This is a genomic window from Caballeronia concitans, from assembly GCF_001544615.1.
GTDB lineage: Bacteria > Pseudomonadota > Gammaproteobacteria > Burkholderiales > Burkholderiaceae > Caballeronia > Caballeronia concitans.
Genome location: NZ_FCNV02000002.1, coordinates 75,427 through 92,450, shown reverse-complemented (window position 1 = coordinate 92,450; position 17,024 = coordinate 75,427). Strand labels below are relative to the sequence as shown.

Below are 17,024 nucleotides of genomic sequence, written 5' to 3'. Positions count from 1 at the left end.
CGCTCTATCGCGGACGTATTTGCGCGCGAAATCGCCCGAATCCCGAAGAACCGAGGACTACCATTCATCTCCTTTCAGAACCGTAAGTAACGCATGCGGCGAATCAGGGCCACCGAAGCGGCCCCGACCGGTTGCGCGACTCAGAACGGCATCATGCCCTTGCTGCCCGGCGCGTCGTCATCGTCCTTCGAATCATGGCCGTGGCCGTGGCCGTGGTCGTCGTCGTCGTGACGGTGGTCATGGTCGAATCGGAAGGACTGGAACAGATCGCCTATTGCGGGGGCATTGACCGGAACATAAGGACTATCCGGCTGCTGCACGGGATTCGGCAGGTTGTCGCGGCTGCGCGATGTGATCGGCGAAAGCTTCCAGTTGCGGTCGATGAACTTCACGATCGACGCATGATCCGCATACTCGTGAACCACCCGCCCGCCGCGCGAATAGGGCGACACGACGATCAACGGAATGCGCGGGCCGTCGCCGAAGAAATCGACCGGCTGGATGTAGCCCGAGTCGTAGTAGCCGCCGCCCTCGTCCGTCGTGATGAAAATCGCCGTGGATGCCCACAACGCCGGGTTGCTCTTCACGGCATCGACGAGCTTGTGCGTGAAGGCTTCGAAGAGACCGAACTTGGACGATTCCGGATGGCCGTCGAGCAAACCGCCGGGTTTCACGAACGACACCGCGGGCAAGACGCCCTTCGAGATGTCCGCATAGAGATCGCTCGTGTCCTGAAGATGCGCCTTCACGATATCGGGCTTCGTCATGATCGCCGATTCATACAGGAACGGATTGCAGATGTTGCAATACACGCTGGTCGGCGATTGCGCGGCGAACGTCTGCCATCCTTCACCGTAGTACTTCCAGGAGATGCTCTTTTCGAGCAGCGTATCGCCGATGGTGCGCACAGGCGACGGCGGGATCGTGAATTCGCTCGTGTTCACGCTGCCGTTGCCGTTATAGCCCGGGTTGTAGTTGTTGAGCAGATACCACTTGCCCGGCGAGCAATTCGCATCCGGATGATACGGCAGCGAATCCAGATAGCGACGCACCGCGCCGACGCCCGGCTGGCCCCTGTCGGAGCAGTTGCTGTACGAGCCGCCGGAATAGCCGTCTTGCGTGTACCAGTTGTTGGTATTCGCCTGCGGGCGCGGATTCTCGATCTGAAGCTGCGGTGGCCGCGCGGCGTTCCCTTTTCCGTCGGTGTAGTAGAGCGCGTCCGCCGTGCCGATCATGATGCTGTTCGCGCCCGTGCCGCCCATCACCGGTTGATGGTAGTTGTCGCTGATCGTGTATTCACGCGCGAGTTGATAGAAGTACGGCATGTCGCCCGTATTCACGTTGTAGTAGCCGAGCGCGGTCGCGCCCTCGCCCGTCGACTGATCCGTGAAGTTGGCCGGTATCGGGCGGCCGTTCGATCCCGCGCCTGCCGACGTTTCGACCCACGCGAAGAGATCCATCTTGCATCCGCTCGGGTTGTCGCGGGTCGCATGCGCCACGTTGCAATCCGACTGCTGCCAGTTCTGATAGAAGCGGTGCACGGGGCTGTTCATGTACTGGTTGTAGTCAGGACCGACACGGGAGATCTGATACGGCCCATTGGGAAGCGCGAACGTGTTGGCGCCGAAACGCGTGTCCGGAACCTTCTGCGGCAACCCTGTCGCCCCGTAGGTCAATTGCTTGATGTCGTCCGGATAGAGCACGGCGCCTTCCCGCTGCTGCGCCGCCGCGTAGGTCGCGAAGGGCGGCGGGCTCGTGTCGGCGGTGGTGGGCGTATCGCTTGCCCTGGTCGCCGTCGAGCCGGTATTCGGCGCGGGCAGCACGCTGTAAAGGCGCTTATCGCGCGGGCTCAGATCGAAGCGATTCGGGTTTTGCGCAACCGCCGTGTACTGCGCGGCGAGCGAGAAGTTGGGGCCGGGCTTGCCGTCTTCCGTGACGATGCCCTTGGACAGCAGATTGGACACGCTCTGACCGTGGCGCGGCTTGTATGCACCGAATACATGGTCGAAGGTCCGGTTCTCTCCGACGATGACGATCACGTGCTTGATGGGCGATGCCGTGTCCATCGACGCATCGGGCATCGGCGACTGACTGCTTGCGAGGCCCGGGTGGACCGCGAGTGCGATCGTCGAGGCAAGGCCGGCGACGCTCAATGCGCAGCGGCCCAGCGAAAGCCTGTCTCTTTCTACGTTCATGGGAGCTCCTTGCGAACTTGCCGTTTGATTTCGCTTGTAATGCGGCTTTCATTCGTTACCGCGCATTACCGGGAGCACCTTAGAAACAGACGATGACGCTGGTTGGAAGATTCGATTGCGAAACGCCTGCGCTTCGCTGACGCACGAGAACGAGTTGCGTTCAGGCCGCGTTGCACGGCGTTTCGTTTTGACCGCGTCGCGCGCGCGGCGGTGAATAGCGGCGGTAAGCGCTTCTTATGAAACGCTTAACGGCATTGGAATGGTGTAATGAACCGGAGAAATGAGACCGGATTGGATATCGAATGCCATCGGCAATCGTGAGCTTGCCGTAAGGCATTTCGCATATCGATGACAGGCAAGCATCGCCGAAAGCCAGCGCTTTCTTTTCGTCGAAGGCAGGCGAAGCACTTCCGGTTCAATACCCGTAGTAGGCGCGCCGACGCTCGTACTCCTGGCGCTCACGCCATTCCCTTCGCTCGCGCCACTCGTGCTCTCGCCACGCGCGCTCGCGCCAGTCCTCGCCATAGACGACGGGCGCGGGCACCGTTTCATACACGACGGCGGGCGGCGGAGGCGGCGCATAGTAGACCGGCGGCGGAGGCGGCGGCGCGACATACACAGGCGCCGGCGCATACACCGGCGGCGCGAAACCGAACCCGATACCCACGCTCACGTGAGCGGACGCATCGGCGTGCGCGAAAGAGAGACCGACCGCGAGTGCGACGGCAAGCGAACCGGAGATGCGTTTTGCGCGGGATGTCGAGTGCGCGTTTTCAATGTTGGCCATGTCGGCTCCTTTGACAGTGAGCACATAACGCGGCTAACCCACGGCTCGTGCACAAGGAATGTGTGACTTATGTAACTCCGCGGTCGACACCCGGCTCCAAGGCGGCAGCCGTCCCATACGCACGAAGGCGGATTTCGAAACATTAGACAAATTCACCGCGATAAGTTGACCATCGCACACTCGCTTCGCGTCCCATTCGATAACCTCAGGCCTCATCGCCTCGACAGCAGGCGAGTCACGGCCAAAAACTACGGGGAAAGACATGAAATCACGGATGGCGGTTGCATTGAGCGTTGTGCTGGCTGCATGCGGCGGCGGCGGTGGCGGCGGCACGAGTTCGACGTCCGCGGCATCGGCCGCGCCCGCGTCGAGTTCGGCGCCCGCAGCGTCGGCTACGCCGGCATCGGCCACGCCCGCATCGGGTTCGACTGCCGTCGTATGTTCGGGCGGTCCCTTCACGACGGACGCGACGAAGGTCTGCTCCGACGCATCCGGCAAGGTCGTCACCGCCTACGTCTACGCGCAACCGCAGACGGTGATTCCCGATGGCACCGTCATCTCGTCCGACACGACGTGGCCGGCCAGCGGTTCGCCGTATTACCTTGCCGGCACCGTGCAGGTCGCCAAGGGCGCTACCCTCACGATTCCGGACGGCGTCACCGTGGAGGGATTGAAGCCCGTGCCGTGCACGTCCGACTGCATCGGGAAGATTCCGACCACCGGCATCATCGACGTCGCCGGGCAACTGAACGTGGGCGGCACCGATCAGGTCCAGCTCCTCGGGGTGACGGTCAGCAACGTGGACGCCAACGTGGGCGGCGGCACGGTGAGCATCCAGCATGCGCATCTGGAAGACGCGTTCGTGCAGATCAGTCCCGCCGCGCCGTTCTCGATGACCTACAGCCAGGCTTACCGTCTCAACGTGACGCCCATCGTTCGCGCCGGCGTGACCACGTACCAGGCGGGAACGAACGGCTATCCGAGCTTCAAGAACTCGACGCTCAAGTTCAACACGTTCGTCGATTCGGCTTCTTTCGCCTTCGATCCTTCGGTGGTCATGCAGAACAATCTGTTCGTCAACATGGTCGATTCGCTCGTGCTCATCGACGATTTCCCGGCCAGCGGCGCGCCGACCGGCATCGCGAAGAACAATTCTTTCCTGTTCAAGCAGAATTCGCCCAATACGAACCGCATGGTGATCGCGGCTCACGGCATCTACTCGGCTTCGACCCTCCACACGCTCGACTTCTCGAACAATTTCTGGGGCGTGACCGACAACACGACGATCCAGTCGCGCATTCTCGACAGCACGGATACGAGCAATCCGCAACTGCCGAACGTGATCAGCTACGCGCCGGCTGCCGCGAGTGCGGACCCGGCGACGCCCGCCGATCCGCAAGGCAACGTGCCGAACGAGTAACAGCAACAGCGTTGGAACGGATGGGCGCGGCGGATACGTCCGCTGCGTTCATCGCGCGAATCATCTATCCGCATCAATACGCGAATTCGCCGGCACGGACAGCATTCGCGACGCCCTCCCGTTGTGCAAACGCACATGGCCATCGCAAGGCCAAACGCGCCGCGCGGCGCATAATCAGCATGCACTCGAAGCACGCAAGGCCCTAATGAAGCGCCAAGCCTCGGGAGGACATCATGCTGGTCAGGAACGAAGCGCGAGTCGAACACCTCATCAACGATCTCCTGGACTTCGCACGCGGGCGATTGCCCGAGCCGGCCTTCCAGGTCATCGAGCCGCTGCTGCGCTATTACTACGAACAGGTCGATGTCGAAGACATCGCGAGCCGCGATGTCGCCGATCTCTACGGCGCCGCCATGGCGCACTGGCAGACGGCGCAGAAGTTCGTGCGCGGGCGCGAGGTGCTGCGCGTCTATAACCCGAATCTGGAGCAGCACGGCTGGCATTCGGATCACACGGTGGTGGAAATCGTCAACGACGACATGCCGTTTCTCGTCGATTCGGTGACGATGGAGCTGAACCGCCTCGGACTCGCGCTGCATTCGGCGATTCATCCGGTGTTCCGCGTGTGGCGTTCAGCCAAGGGCGCGCATGCGGGCGAGATCGAGCGCATCGGGCAAGGCCACGCCGAAGCGGGCGACGGCAATTCCGAACTCGAATCGTTCATTCATTTCGAAGTGGATCGATGCAGCGACGCCGAGCGCCTCGACGAAGTGCGCGACAACATCGCGCGCGTGCTGGGCGATGTGCGCGCGGCGGTCGAGGACTGGCCGAAGGTGATCGACGCCGCGCGCGCCGCCATCGGCGAACTGAAGGCGCGCGATACCACGCCCGACGGCATCGAATCGCGCGCGTTCCTCGAATGGATGGTCGCGGACCATTTCACCTTCCTCGGCAGCCGCGATTACGATCTCGTCGAACACGAAGGCGGCTTTGCGCTGCGCGGCGTGCCCGGCTCCGGAACCGGCATCCTGCGCGAGAATTTGCGGCCGACGCCGCCCGGCGATCTCACGCCGCTGCCCGCGGGCGCGGCCTCGATCATTGAAAGCGCGTCGCCGATCTTTCTGACCAAGGCCAATTCGCGCGCAACGGTGCATCGGCCGGGCTATCTCGACTATGTCGGCGTGAAGCGCACGTCGCCGGACGGCAAGGTGACAGGCGAGCGGCGCTTTCTCGGGCTATACACCTCGACTGCGTATCTCGTGCCGACATCGGAAATACCGATCGTGCGGCGCAAGTGCGCGAACATCGTGCGGCGCGCGGGCTTCCTCGAAAAAGGCCATCTCGCGAAATCGCTGATCACGGTGCTGGAGCAATATCCGCGCGACGAACTCTTTCAGGCCGACGAAGACGTGCTCTTCGAAATCGCGCTCGGCGTGCTGCGTTTGCAGGAACACCAACGCACGCGCCTGTTCGTGCGGCGCGACCGCTTCGACCGCTTCGTGTCCTGTCTCGTCTTCGTGCCGCGCGACAAGTTCAACACCGACCTGCGGCGGCGCATCAGCAAGGTGTTGATGGACGCGTTCAATGGCAAGAGCATCGAGTTCACGCCGCTGCTGTCCGAGTCGCCGCTCGCGCGCATTCATATCGTCGTGCGCGCGGATCGCGGCACCATGCCCGAAGTCGATACGCGCGAACTCGAAACGCGCATCGTGCAGGTGGCGCGCCGCTGGCAGGACGATCTCGCCGATGCGCTCATCGACAGTCACGGCGAAGAAGCGGGCAATCGCCTGCTGCAACGCTACGCCGATTCATTCCCGGCAGGTTACCGCGAGGATTATCCGGCGCGCACGGCGGTGCGCGACATCGAATTGATCGAGGCGGCGCACACGCGGCCCGGCGGCTTGTCGATGAGTCTGTATCGCCCGATCGAAGCGGGACGGCGCGCGTTTCGCTTCAAGGTGTATCGCGCGGGCGATCCGATCGCGCTGTCGCACAGCCTGCCGATGCTCGAACATCTCGGCGTGCGCGTGGACGAAGAGCGGCCGTATCTGATTGAGCCGACCGGCGCGCCGAACGCCTGGATTCACGACTTCGGCCTCGAATTGCAGGACGATGTCGATTTCGATATCGACCGCGTGAAGCCGCTGTTCGAAAACGCCTTCGCGAGCGTGTGGTCGGGCGAGATAGAGAACGACGATTTCAACCGGCTCGTGCTGCGCGCGGAGTTCGGCTCGCGCGACGTGACCATCATGCGCGCGTACGCGAAGTATCTGCGCCAGGTCGGCTCCACGTTCAGCGACGCGTATATCGAACGCGCGCTGATCGGCAATCCGCTGATCGCGAAGAAGCTGCTGCAATTGTTCATGATGCGCTTCGATCCTGCGCGCGGCGGGTCCGCCGAAGATCGCGACAAGGCCGCCGAACGCGTGCTCGCGGATATCGAAGCGGCGCTCGATCAGGTGCCGAACCTCGACGAGGACCGCATCCTGCGGCAGTTTCTCGGCGTCATCACGGCGACGGTGCGCACGAATCATTTTCATCGCGATGCGAACGGGCAGCCGCTTCCGTATGTGTCGTTCAAGCTCGATCCGTCGAAAGTGCCGGGCCTGCCCGAACCGAAGCCGATGTTCGAGATCTGGGTCTACGCGCCGCGCGTGGAAGGCGTGCATTTGCGCGGCGGGCGCGTGGCGCGCGGCGGGCTGCGCTGGTCGGACCGGCGCGAGGATTTCCGCACGGAAGTGCTCGGCCTGATGAAGGCGCAAATGGTGAAGAACACGGTGATCGTGCCGGTGGGATCGAAAGGCGGCTTCGTCGTGAAGAATCCGCCGCCCGTGACGGACCGCGAAGCGTTTCTCGCCGAAGGCGTCGCGTGCTATCGGATGTTCCTGCGCGGCCTGCTCGACGTGACCGACAACCGCACGCCCGACGGCATCGTGCCGCCGCCCGATGTCGTGCGCCACGATCCCGACGATCCGTATCTCGTGGTCGCCGCGGACAAGGGGACGGCCACGTTCTCCGACTACGCCAACGCGATCGCGCATGAATACGGCTTCTGGCTCGACGATGCCTTCGCGTCCGGCGGTTCGGTGGGCTACGACCACAAGAAGATGGGCATCACCGCGCGCGGCGCGTGGGAGTCCGTGAAGCGCCACTTCCGCGAGATGAACTTCGATACGCAGACCACCGACTTCACCGTGGTCGGCATAGGCGACATGTCCGGCGACGTGTTCGGCAACGGCATGCTGCTTTCGCGCCATATCAGGCTGATCGCGGCGTTCGATCATCGGCATGTGTTTCTCGATCCGACGCCCGATGCGGCGACGAGCTTCGAGGAACGCGCGCGCCTCTTCGCATTGCCGCGCTCCAGCTGGGCCGATTACGACGCCGCGCTCATTTCGACGGGCGGCGGCGTGTATCCGCGCACCGCGAAGTCCATTCCGGTGTCGCCGCAAGTGCAGGCGGCGCTGGGCATCAACGCATCCGTGCTCGCGCCGAACGAACTGATTCGCGCGATCCTGCTCGCGCAAGCGGACCTGCTCTATAACGGCGGTGTCGGCACGTATGTGAAGTCGAGCGCGGAGACGCATCAGCAAGTCGGCGACCGCACGAACGACGGCGTGCGCGTGAACGGCGCGGAACTGCGCGTGAAGGTCGTCGCGGAAGGCGGCAATCTCGGCCTGACGCAACTGGGGCGCATCGAGTTCGCGCAGCACGGCGGGCGCATCAACACGGACGCGATCGATAACTCGGCAGGCGTCGACTGTTCGGATCACGAGGTCAACATCAAGATTCTGCTCGGCCTCGTGCTGGCGGACGGCGAGATGACCGAGAAGCAACGCAACGCGCTGCTCGCCGAGATGACCGATGAAGTCGGCCTGCTGGTGCTGAAGGACAACTACGCGCAGACGCAGGCGCTTTCCATCGCGAAGCGCCATGTCGCCGAAACGCTCGATGCCGAAGCGCGCATGATGCGCTATCTCGAACGCGCGGGGCGGCTCAAGCGGCGCATCGAGTTTCTGCCGAACGACGATGAGATCGCCGAGCGCGCGGCGGCGAAGTCGGGGCTGACATCGCCCGAACGCGCGGTGCTGCTCGCCTACGGAAAGATGTGGCTCTACGACGAACTGCTGGAATCCGACGTGCCGGAAGACGCGCTCGTCGCCGACATGCTGCCCGATTACTTTCCGAAGCCCTTGCAGCAGCGCTATAGCCAGGCGATGCAGCGGCATCCGCTCAAGCGCGAGATTCTCGCGACGCATCTGACCAATGCGCTCGTGAATCGCGTGGGCTGCACGTTCGTGCATCGGCTGATGGAAGAAACGGATGCGCGCCCGAGCGATATCGTGCGTGCCGCGCTGATGTCACGCGATGTCTTCGATCTCGACGACCTGTGGCGCTCTATCGACGCGCTGGACAATATCGTCGCGGACGAAGTGCAGGCCCGCATGTTCGTCGATGTCGTGCGTCTGCTCGATGAAACGTCGCTGTGGTTCCTGCGGCAACCCAAGCGCGGCGGCGCCGGCGCACAGGAAGCGAAGGGCCTGCTCGCGCGTTGCCGCGAGGCGGCGCAGCGGCTCACGCCGCAATTGCCGGCGCTTCTGCCTGCGGCGCAACTCGACGCATGGTATGGACGGCGGCGCGAGCTGGAGGATGCGGGCGTCGAAAGCGGCATCGCGGCGCGCGTGGCGAGCGGCGAGATCGCGACGGCGGTGCTGGACAGCGCGGAAGTCGCGGCATGCTCCGGGCGCAGTCTGGAGCTTGTGGCGAGCGTGTACTTCGGCATCGGCACGCTGCTGGATTATCGCGGCATCGCCGAGCGCGCGATGGCGCTGCCGATCTCGACGCACTGGGACCTGCTGGCGCGTGCTGCGGCGCTCGAAGAACTGGCGCGTCTCAAACGCGCGTTGACGGTGAATGCGCTCGAAGAATCGCGCGGCATCGATGCGGCGGATGTGATCGTCGAAAGCTGGCGCGCCAAGCGGCAAGATGCGCTCGATCGCTATACGCGCCTGCTTGCGGAACTGCGCGCAAGCGGCGCTGCGAGTCTTTCGATGCTGCTGGTGGTGGTGCGCGAGATGGCCGTGCTGGAACGGGCCTAGGCGGTTCAGCGACCACGCGCGCCGCCGTCGCTGAAGTCCGTTCGAATAGTGGTGATCTGATGCACTCAGCGCTTGAGTGACAGGCCGACGCCATCGCGGCTCGATGCCTGCAGAAAGCGCGTGCCGCTACCGATAGAAAACATAATCGGCAAAATAAGGCGAGCTACCGTTTTCGTGCTCAGTCAGACACGGCGCGGTCGGCATCAATCCACCAACGGTGTGCACTCGCTGAACATACCGGACAACGGACAGCATGCCCATGCCCGACGTGCTATGAGCTTCGAGCAAGAGCTGCGGTATGCTCGCCGGCGTTTCGCTGGCACGCTGCGCGACCACCTGCCCTACGATCCGGCTTCCATCTTGCGCTCCCCAGGTCGGTCCAGCGATGTGCCAGACTGCCGCGCGGCCGCTCGCATCGTACAGCGTCGCCTGCGGGCTTCTGAACACCCAACCCAGTTGATGCTGCGCGTCGAACTCACACGAATAAGTCTGTACGCCAGTCGCTACCAGCGTCATGACGCGCTCGGCCTGAGGCGGGTCGATGGAAGAATTCGCTGGGCCTTCTGGCCCCGTCGCACAAGCCGCCAGCATCGATGACACGAAGATAGAGAAGTAAGCGTGCAAGCGATTCATTAACATGGCTCTCTCCTTCGAGGCCTTGGTGCTCAGGGCGCCATTTATTTCGTGGGAGGTTGCGACACAGCCTTGCCATCGAAATCAGCGCGCGATACGTGAACGTTCGTTTCGACTGGATAGGTGTTCGAGCGATTCGGTGGGATTTGAAGCGAGCGGGCGTATCAGACAAACGCTCGTTGCATAGGGAAGTCAATGCGAATCCGTCGCGTATTGTGCTGAGCGTGCCTTTCTCATCCCGCGGAATCAGCGGCCGCCAACAATTTAGCCGAGCAGACGGCGCATGAGCACACGAGGGCGAGAACATGATGAACTCTTTTCAGAGCGCTTCCATGCAGGTTCTCACTGACATTACACGCCCCTTCGACACGTCGATTGATCCACGTCAACCAGGTTGCGTTCGATGCTTCGCGGCGGGCGGATGAGTCTAACGCACGCCTCGTCACGCGGCTGCCGGACCTGCCCTTCTCTGCATGAAAGCGGCGTACAAGATCTAGTTGCACAGTTGGGTCAGTGAGCTAAACCGAACCTCTACCAGCGGTCGCGCCATCACAATCTCATGCGCAGAAACAAAACCCATTTGCACCGCGAAGTAAATTTCGATTGAGGCTCGCATCGACTGATAAAGATCAAAGCCTTTGGAAAACTTCGAGCACTCAATAGATTGACTGCCCGGCATGGGCAGGTCTCCGCCTCACGGATCCGTAACTCCAATTGGAGAACGACATCATGGAAACCAGGACAGGTAGAACGTTTCTTTTGCGCATGCTTCTTGTGGCCATGTACTTAATGGCAACATCCGTTTTCTTATTCCATACGGGTAGTCGTGCGCAATCACCAGAGTCCGTTAAGCAAGCCATGGCTTTGCTCAAGAGTAAGACGGCAGAATTGGGCGCACCGGTCGTAAAGGGCGAGGACGCGGTTGCCGGAAAGCCGGCTCCCGCGTTGTACTTCGGTGCAACGAAGATGAATAACAACTTCACTGTGGTCGATGAGGTCAAGCAAGCGGTGGGCGGCACTGCGACGTTGTTCGTGAAAAGCGGCGATGACTTCGTTCGCGTGGCAACCAACGTGCAGAAAAGCGACGGCGCGAGGGCCATCGGGACCGTCCTCGATCCGAAGGGCAAGGCGATTGCCGCCATTCGCAGCGGCGGCGCCTACTATGGCGATGCTGACATTCTGGGCAAACCCTACGTGACGGGCTATGAACCGATACACGATTCGAGCGGAGCCGTCATCGGTATCTACTACGTAGGCTACCCAAGAATGCAGTGAGCGCGGGCTGACTGTGACGCTTCGCGGTATGAGCCGCCTGCAAATATGCCGGGCGGCCCGTTCCGTCGAAAGTGCATGTCTTCAAAGAAGCTCAACGCTACGAAACACATCGGGAGGCCACGCTTCAACAATATCCGTCGATTCGTGGTGCAGGTAACACGCTACATAAGTGGCGCTGCCCACACGGGTATATCGAATGCACCGGCCATTACTTCCGCTTCGGCAAACGAGCGAGCATCGTCACGCTGCTACTGTCCGCCGAAATAGAGTTGCTTCATTTCCTCTGGCGAGGCCGCACGTGTGATGACGCGAGAGCCGGATTGCGTTGCACCCGACGGCACGCCGCCATAGGAAGTCGCGCCACTCGAGGCGCTCACGCGTGCTTCCGCAGCCTGGATGTCCTGCGGATAATACGGATCCTCTCCTTTGGACGGTGCATAGCCGGCCCGTTCCAGCTGCTGCAAATCGGCGCGTACTTGAGCACGCGTCAGTGGGGAATCCGTCTGGGCGAGCGCGGCAAGCGGTAAAGACAGCGCCGCCGTAGCGAGCATCATCGCAAATGATTTCATGACGACCTCCTAAAGAATGCCAGGTCGGTTCTCTGATTCGAGGCTCGGCTGCTGGCAATGGAAGTCTATGCGCCCAACCCTTCAACTTCGATACGGTAGAGAATGAAAGTCGATCGGCGCGACGCACAATGGAACGCATGCATCGCGCCATGACAGCTTCTGCTTGAAGATACCCGAAAGTGCTGGACATGCGCGGTCGTTTATATTGTCGAGCGGACCGGGCGCAGTAAGGCTGACTAACGATAACCGTAGAAAGAAACCTTCCTTCCCTCAAAGCTCTCTTGGACGCCTTGCTCACAATGCGGCGGGCACGATACCTTCCCATCCGCACTCGACCCTCCTGCGGTCACGGCCCGGTACACGACCGACTCGACGAGCGTGCCTTCGGCTGCCACGACGATGTTGAGGTCCGTCTCGACGCCGGCAGGCACCGCTCCGCCGGCTTCATAAACAATTCGCATCGTGCCGGTGCAGTCGGGGTTCACGGCGTACGTGCCGCTCTGGAAAGGATTGAATGTCGTCTTTCCTCCTTTCGGTAGCCCGCCGATCATACCGAAGTCGGTACGCAAGAAATGACCCATTCCGTCGAACGTCACCAGTGCAACGTCGTCGAGGATCGATGGAGCCGGGTACGGATGCAACTTGCCATCGGGGCCAATGAGTCCGAGGATTTCCCCGTGACCGATAAAAGCAAACGGACCCCTTAGTGTTTCGTTCGAACAATGCCCACCTGCCTGCGCGACATCACTGAACGCGAGAAGCGCAACGACTGCTGCCGACGCAATGCTTAAATGCTTGGTGTTCATGGTCGTCTCCTTGCCAGCGAATCGAGTGCGCGACTGGGTACGTCCGAGCGGGTTCCTGCCCGGCTCTCCGGCACCCGACCCAGATTGAAAGCGACGAGGCGGCAATGCAGCTCGACTGCCGCCGCGTGACTGAGCAAATGCGAGATGGTGATGGCCGTCAGGAAGCCTGCGTTTTATGCAGTGCCAGACGAGAAACAAGCGTGCAGGCCATGACGAACGGCGAAACACTTTCGCCAGGCAGTGGGTTGTGGCCTGGCGTTGGCGGACGCGCGCAGAAGCGCTGCACGAACGTCCGACGAGAATGACTTGATAGGTCTGCTACGCATAAAGGTCGCATAGCAAACACAGTGTAATTCACGAACTCCGAAGGTCCAAATGGAGTACGTTGCGCTTCGTGATGACATGCTGCCGTTGATCGGCGATATACAGCGCACGCTGCTGAAACGTAGCCGCTTCGAAGACGCTCGCAGTGCCGGACGATGCGCACCGCTCGCCTTCGCTCGTCGTTCGGAACGCAAGACGATTGGTGCTTCGTTTCAGAAGTCGGACTCAGTGAACGTGGATCGCCGCGTTGAAAACAAGCGCCATGATCAGCCCAACCACAGCCACGATGGATTGAACTACCGAGATGGTCTTCGTGGCTTCGCCCATCGTCATGCCGAACGATTCCTTGACCATCCAGAAGCCGGCATGGTTTGCATAGTTGAAGAACAGCGACCCGCAGCCAATCGACAAGGCCAGCAACGGCAAGTTGAGGCTGGGATCGGCACCGGCCAGCGGGGCCAGCAAACCCGCCGCGCCCACGATGCCCACAGTGGCCGATCCGGTCGAGACCGACAGCAACATGGCGATCAGCCATCCCAGGATCAGCGGGGGAAAGGCAAAGTGCTGCGTCAGATGCACGATGGCCTCGCCCACCTTTGCACTCGTCAGCATTTCCTGGAAGGCGCCGCCCCCGGCGATGATCATGATGATGGAGGCGATCGGCTTGAGACTGGTGCCAAGCGCGTGACGCAGCCTCTCGGCATCGCCGCCACGGGCGAGGACCAACGCGACAACGGCAAACAACACGCCCAGCAGCATGGCGATCAGCGGATTGCCCAGGAAGCTCGCGACATGCAGCATCGGTGCGCCCTTCGGCAACACCATCTCCGCGACAGCATGAACCAGCATCAGGATGGCGGGCAGCAAGGCCGCGAGCACACCGAGACCGACGCCCGGTCGCGGGCCACTATCGGCCTGTTCGACGACGGTGAATTGATCGAGTAAGTTTTGGTCAGGTCTGGTGCTCATACGCGGCGCAATGAACGCGCCATAGAGCGGACCGCCGAGAATCATTGCCGGAATGGCCGCCAGAAAGCCATACAGCATGGTAGGACCAACCGAAGTCTTGAGCGTGGCGATCGCCGTCAAAGGACCCGGATGCGGCGGCACCATGCCGTGCATCGCGGCGAGCGCCGAAATCACGGGCACCCCGACGTACACATAAGCCGAGCCTTTGAAGCGCGCGTGGCTTTCCAGCTTGCGCGCCACGCTGAAGATGAGAGGCAGCATGACGACCAGCCCCACTTCGAAGAACATCGGAATGCCCACGACAAACGCCACGAGCGTCATGGCCCATGGGATCATCCGGTCAGAGGCACGCTTTAGAATGGCTTCGGCGATTTGCTCGGTGATACCCGCATCGGCGAGTATCTTGCCGAGCATCGCACCAAGAGCGATAACCACTCCCACCGCGCCCAACGTCTTGCCCGCGCCGTTGGTCAGGTGCTTGACGATACTGCCCGGCTCCATGCCGGTTGCGAAACCCACGCCAATGGAAACGACGAGCAAGGCGAGCAGCGGATGCATCTTGATGCGCGACACGATGAGCGCGACTAGCACCAACACGCTGATCAGCGCGGTCAGCAACAAATCAATATCTAGAGTGGTCATGAAAGGTATCTTTGGTTTGAAATACTTTGCTGCGGGTACTTGTCGATGCGTTGCCGCTTAATCATCGAACATATAGAGGCTCGCTGGCGTGTCCGCCATGACGACGTCGCGTTCTTTCTGGTCTGAAACTAGCGCGTGCAACAGTTCCAGCGATCTCGTGAATTGATCGGATCTCTCGAACTGCGTATGAGGCCAGTCACTGCCCCACATGAGTCGATGCATGCCGAAGGCTTCCTTCAAAAGATCGAATGCCTTGCGGGCCTCGTCGTCACGCACGCGGTTATCCGGCCAGTTCCGATATGCCCCGGATATCTTGACCCAGACGCGCTCTGATCGACCAAACTCGAGAAGGCGGCGAAAGCCTGGGTCGCTCGCACCGAGAGCGGGATCGGGCCTGCCGAAATGATCGACGACGACATTGACTCCCGCATCCACAAGCGGCGCGACAATGCCGTGCAGTCTCGTTGCTTCCGCGTGCACTTCAACATGCCATCCGAGTTCGCGAACATGAGCCAGCGTGCGGGCGCTTACCCAGTGGTCGAGCGGGTGATCGGCCCTTCCGATCAGATTTAGCCGGATTCCCACGATGCCCGCTTCAGCCATGTCGCTCAGCATGTCCTGCCCGCAATCGCGCTCGATCACGGCAACGCCACGCAACCTGTCACGCGCGCCGCTCAACGCATCCAGCAGATAGCCGCAATCGGTGCCGAGAAAGCTGGGCTGCACGAGCACGCCGCGTGCTATCCGGTGCGCATCGAGTTGCGCGAAGTATGCATCGAGCGGCGCGTCGTAATCCGGCGCATACCGGCGATACTTCGCAAGCGGAAGGCCACGCCTGAACACATGAGCATGCGTATCGATACGACGCGCATCCTTCTGACTACTCGCGTCTGTCCCCGGCTCAGAGAGCATTGAATCATTTCTCCATCAATGGTTGCACCGGGCCGCAAGCGAAGCGCCGGCCCGTCAATGCCTTCGCGCGTGAGCAAGCGGGCCTGCGTCCGCTGTATCGGGGGCAGCTTCGCCCAGCACGCGGCCTCTTGTTTCCGGCAGCATCAGCACGGACAGCACGACGATTGCGTATGCGAGACCCGCATCGATGCCGATTGCCGTTCCAAGCGACATATTCGTGGACATATGCCCGACCAGCACCGGAAATCCTGCTGATACGACGCGACCGAAGTTGTAGCAAAACCCGACACCCGTGCCGCGCATCCCGCGCGGATACAGTTCGTTGAACAACGCCCCCATGCTCGCCGGAATGCCCGCCGCAAAGAAACCTAGCGGAAAGCCGAAGAACAGCATTGCGGTATCGCCGAGCGGAAGAAACAGGTACGCGACCACCGTTATCACGCAACAGATCGCAAACGTGAGGATGGTTTTACGACGACCGATACGGTCGAGTAATTGCGCGCTCACGAGACATCCGCAAAAGAACGCGACGATCACGACAGCGAGATAGCCGCCGGTACTCAGCACGGAAAGATGTCGCTCGCTTTTCAGGAACGTCGGCAGCCAGGTCATTAGCGCGTAGTAACCGCCGTGCGCACCGACGCCCAGCAGCGCGCCGATCAACGTCATGCGAAGCATGCCCGCTGAAAAGATGCCGGCCACCACGCCAGGCGCTGTCTCAGTGCGACGCACTCGCGCCGAATGCGCCGATTGCGCCGACGGGCCCGGTTCCTGCACGCCGCGTCGAACATAAAGAATGAGAAGCGCGGGCACGATTCCGATTGCGAACATCACGCGCCATGCCGTGGCCGCGGGCATCAGGGAGAACATCAACGCATAGAGCAACACGGCTGCGCCCCAGCCGACCGACCATGCGCTCTGCACGCTGCCCATTGCCTTGCCGCGATGCTCGTTGCGGATGGTCTCGGCCATCAGCACGGCGCCTGCGGCCCATTCCCCACCGAAGCCGAAACCCTGCAACGTCTTCAGCACGAGAAACTGCGGATAGTTCTGCGCGAACGCGCACAGGAAGGTGAACACGGAGAAGCACGCGACCGTCCATTGCAGCGTCTTGACGCGTCCGAAGCGGTCCGACAGCATGCCCGCGATCCATCCGCCCAGCGCCGACGCAACCAGCGTGACGCCGCTGACCAGACCCGCTTGCGTGCGGCTAATCGACCACTCGGCGATGATCGCGGGAATCACGAGGCTGAACATCTGCACGTCGAGCGAATCGAGCGCCCATCCGCCGAAGCACGCCCAGAACGTCCGGCGTTCATTGCCCGAAATTTCCCTGAACCAGTTGAACATGCCGTCTCCCGTCGCGGTTCTAAATTCGAATCGAGTGTTTCCG

General features: G+C 61.7%; 11 protein-coding genes. 3 read left to right on the top strand and 8 right to left on the bottom strand.

Translation table 11 applies throughout. From position 1 onward, the window contains the following. Window positions 1-140: 140 nt before the first annotated feature. Complete coding sequence (locus AWB72_RS06530) at window positions 141-2,081, bottom strand: alkaline phosphatase family protein (protein WP_052450140.1); 1,941 nt, start codon at window positions 2,079-2,081, stop codon at window positions 141-143. Window positions 2,082-2,610: 529 nt separating this feature from the next. Further along, on the bottom strand, window positions 2,611-2,982 hold the full coding sequence (locus tag AWB72_RS06525; protein WP_244285538.1) for a hypothetical protein: 372 nt from the start codon (window positions 2,980-2,982) through the stop codon (window positions 2,611-2,613). Between the two features lie 262 nt (window positions 2,983-3,244). Between AWB72_RS06525 and AWB72_RS06520 the strand changes: the two genes are divergently transcribed. Both AWB72_RS06520 and AWB72_RS06515 read left to right on the top strand, forming a co-directional pair. Then, window positions 3,245-4,402 carry a hypothetical protein gene (locus AWB72_RS06520; protein WP_040053361.1) on the top strand — a complete coding sequence of 386 codons (1,158 nt, stop codon included), beginning with the start codon at window positions 3,245-3,247 and terminating at the stop codon, window positions 4,400-4,402. 233 nt (window positions 4,403-4,635) lie between these two features. Beyond that, entirely contained in the window at window positions 4,636-9,501 is a 4,866-nt protein-coding gene (locus AWB72_RS06515; protein WP_040053362.1) for an NAD-glutamate dehydrogenase, read from the top strand. A gap of 126 nt (window positions 9,502-9,627) precedes the next feature. On the opposite strand, the gene AWB72_RS06510 is transcribed toward AWB72_RS06515, so the two are convergent. Then, on the bottom strand, window positions 9,628-10,140 hold the full coding sequence (locus AWB72_RS06510; protein ID WP_087127969.1) for a DUF3455 domain-containing protein: 513 nt from the start codon (window positions 10,138-10,140) through the stop codon (window positions 9,628-9,630). Between the two features lie 723 nt (window positions 10,141-10,863). Between AWB72_RS06510 and AWB72_RS06505 the strand changes: the two genes are divergently transcribed. Next, window positions 10,864-11,409, top strand: a complete 546-nt coding sequence (locus AWB72_RS06505) for a Cache 3/Cache 2 fusion domain-containing protein (protein WP_040053397.1) — start codon at window positions 10,864-10,866, stop codon at window positions 11,407-11,409. Window positions 11,410-11,657: 248 nt separating this feature from the next. On the opposite strand, the gene AWB72_RS06500 is transcribed toward AWB72_RS06505, so the two are convergent. The 5 genes from AWB72_RS06500 to AWB72_RS06480 all read right to left on the bottom strand — a co-directional run bounded on the left by AWB72_RS06500 (window position 11,658) and on the right by AWB72_RS06480 (window position 16,981). Continuing rightward, window positions 11,658-11,978 carry a DUF4148 domain-containing protein gene (locus AWB72_RS06500; protein ID WP_040053363.1) on the bottom strand — a complete coding sequence of 107 codons (321 nt, stop codon included), beginning with the start codon at window positions 11,976-11,978 and terminating at the stop codon, window positions 11,658-11,660. Window positions 11,979-12,214: 236 nt separating this feature from the next. Beyond that, window positions 12,215-12,784, bottom strand: coding sequence for a hypothetical protein (locus AWB72_RS06495; RefSeq protein ID WP_040053364.1), 570 nt, complete (start codon window positions 12,782-12,784; stop codon window positions 12,215-12,217). A 549-nt stretch (window positions 12,785-13,333) separates the two neighbouring features. Then, a complete protein-coding gene (locus AWB72_RS06490; RefSeq protein WP_040053365.1) occupies window positions 13,334-14,719 on the bottom strand; it encodes a GntP family permease in 1,386 nt (461 codons plus the stop codon). 57 nt (window positions 14,720-14,776) lie between these two features. Continuing rightward, window positions 14,777-15,631, bottom strand: a complete 855-nt coding sequence (locus AWB72_RS06485; RefSeq protein WP_040053366.1) for an amidohydrolase family protein — start codon at window positions 15,629-15,631, stop codon at window positions 14,777-14,779. A 54-nt stretch (window positions 15,632-15,685) separates the two neighbouring features. After that, window positions 15,686-16,981 carry an MFS transporter gene (locus AWB72_RS06480; protein ID WP_040053367.1) on the bottom strand — a complete coding sequence of 432 codons (1,296 nt, stop codon included), beginning with the start codon at window positions 16,979-16,981 and terminating at the stop codon, window positions 15,686-15,688. Between the last annotated feature and the right edge of the window lie 43 nt (window positions 16,982-17,024).

What these genes read in the sequence shown, in the direction of transcription:
- AWB72_RS06530 (WP_052450140.1), bottom strand. Translation starts at nt 2,081, where the DNA reads ATGCCCGATGCGTCGATGGACACGGCATCGCCCATCAAGCACGTGATC.
- AWB72_RS06525 (WP_244285538.1), bottom strand. Translation starts at nt 2,982, where the DNA reads ATGGCCAACATTGAAAACGCGCACTCGACATCCCGCGCAAAACGCATC.
- AWB72_RS06520 (WP_040053361.1), top strand. Translation starts at nt 3,245, where the DNA reads ATGAAATCACGGATGGCGGTTGCATTGAGCGTTGTGCTGGCTGCATGC.
- AWB72_RS06515 (WP_040053362.1), top strand. Translation starts at nt 4,636, where the DNA reads ATGCTGGTCAGGAACGAAGCGCGAGTCGAACACCTCATCAACGATCTC.
- AWB72_RS06510 (WP_087127969.1), bottom strand. Translation starts at nt 10,140, where the DNA reads ATGTTAATGAATCGCTTGCACGCTTACTTCTCTATCTTCGTGTCATCG.
- AWB72_RS06505 (WP_040053397.1), top strand. Translation starts at nt 10,864, where the DNA reads ATGGAAACCAGGACAGGTAGAACGTTTCTTTTGCGCATGCTTCTTGTG.
- AWB72_RS06500 (WP_040053363.1), bottom strand. Translation starts at nt 11,978, where the DNA reads ATGAAATCATTTGCGATGATGCTCGCTACGGCGGCGCTGTCTTTACCG.
- AWB72_RS06495 (WP_040053364.1), bottom strand. Translation starts at nt 12,784, where the DNA reads ATGAACACCAAGCATTTAAGCATTGCGTCGGCAGCAGTCGTTGCGCTT.
- AWB72_RS06490 (WP_040053365.1), bottom strand. Translation starts at nt 14,719, where the DNA reads ATGACCACTCTAGATATTGATTTGTTGCTGACCGCGCTGATCAGCGTG.
- AWB72_RS06485 (WP_040053366.1), bottom strand. Translation starts at nt 15,631, where the DNA reads ATGCTCTCTGAGCCGGGGACAGACGCGAGTAGTCAGAAGGATGCGCGT.
- AWB72_RS06480 (WP_040053367.1), bottom strand. Translation starts at nt 16,981, where the DNA reads ATGTTCAACTGGTTCAGGGAAATTTCGGGCAATGAACGCCGGACGTTC.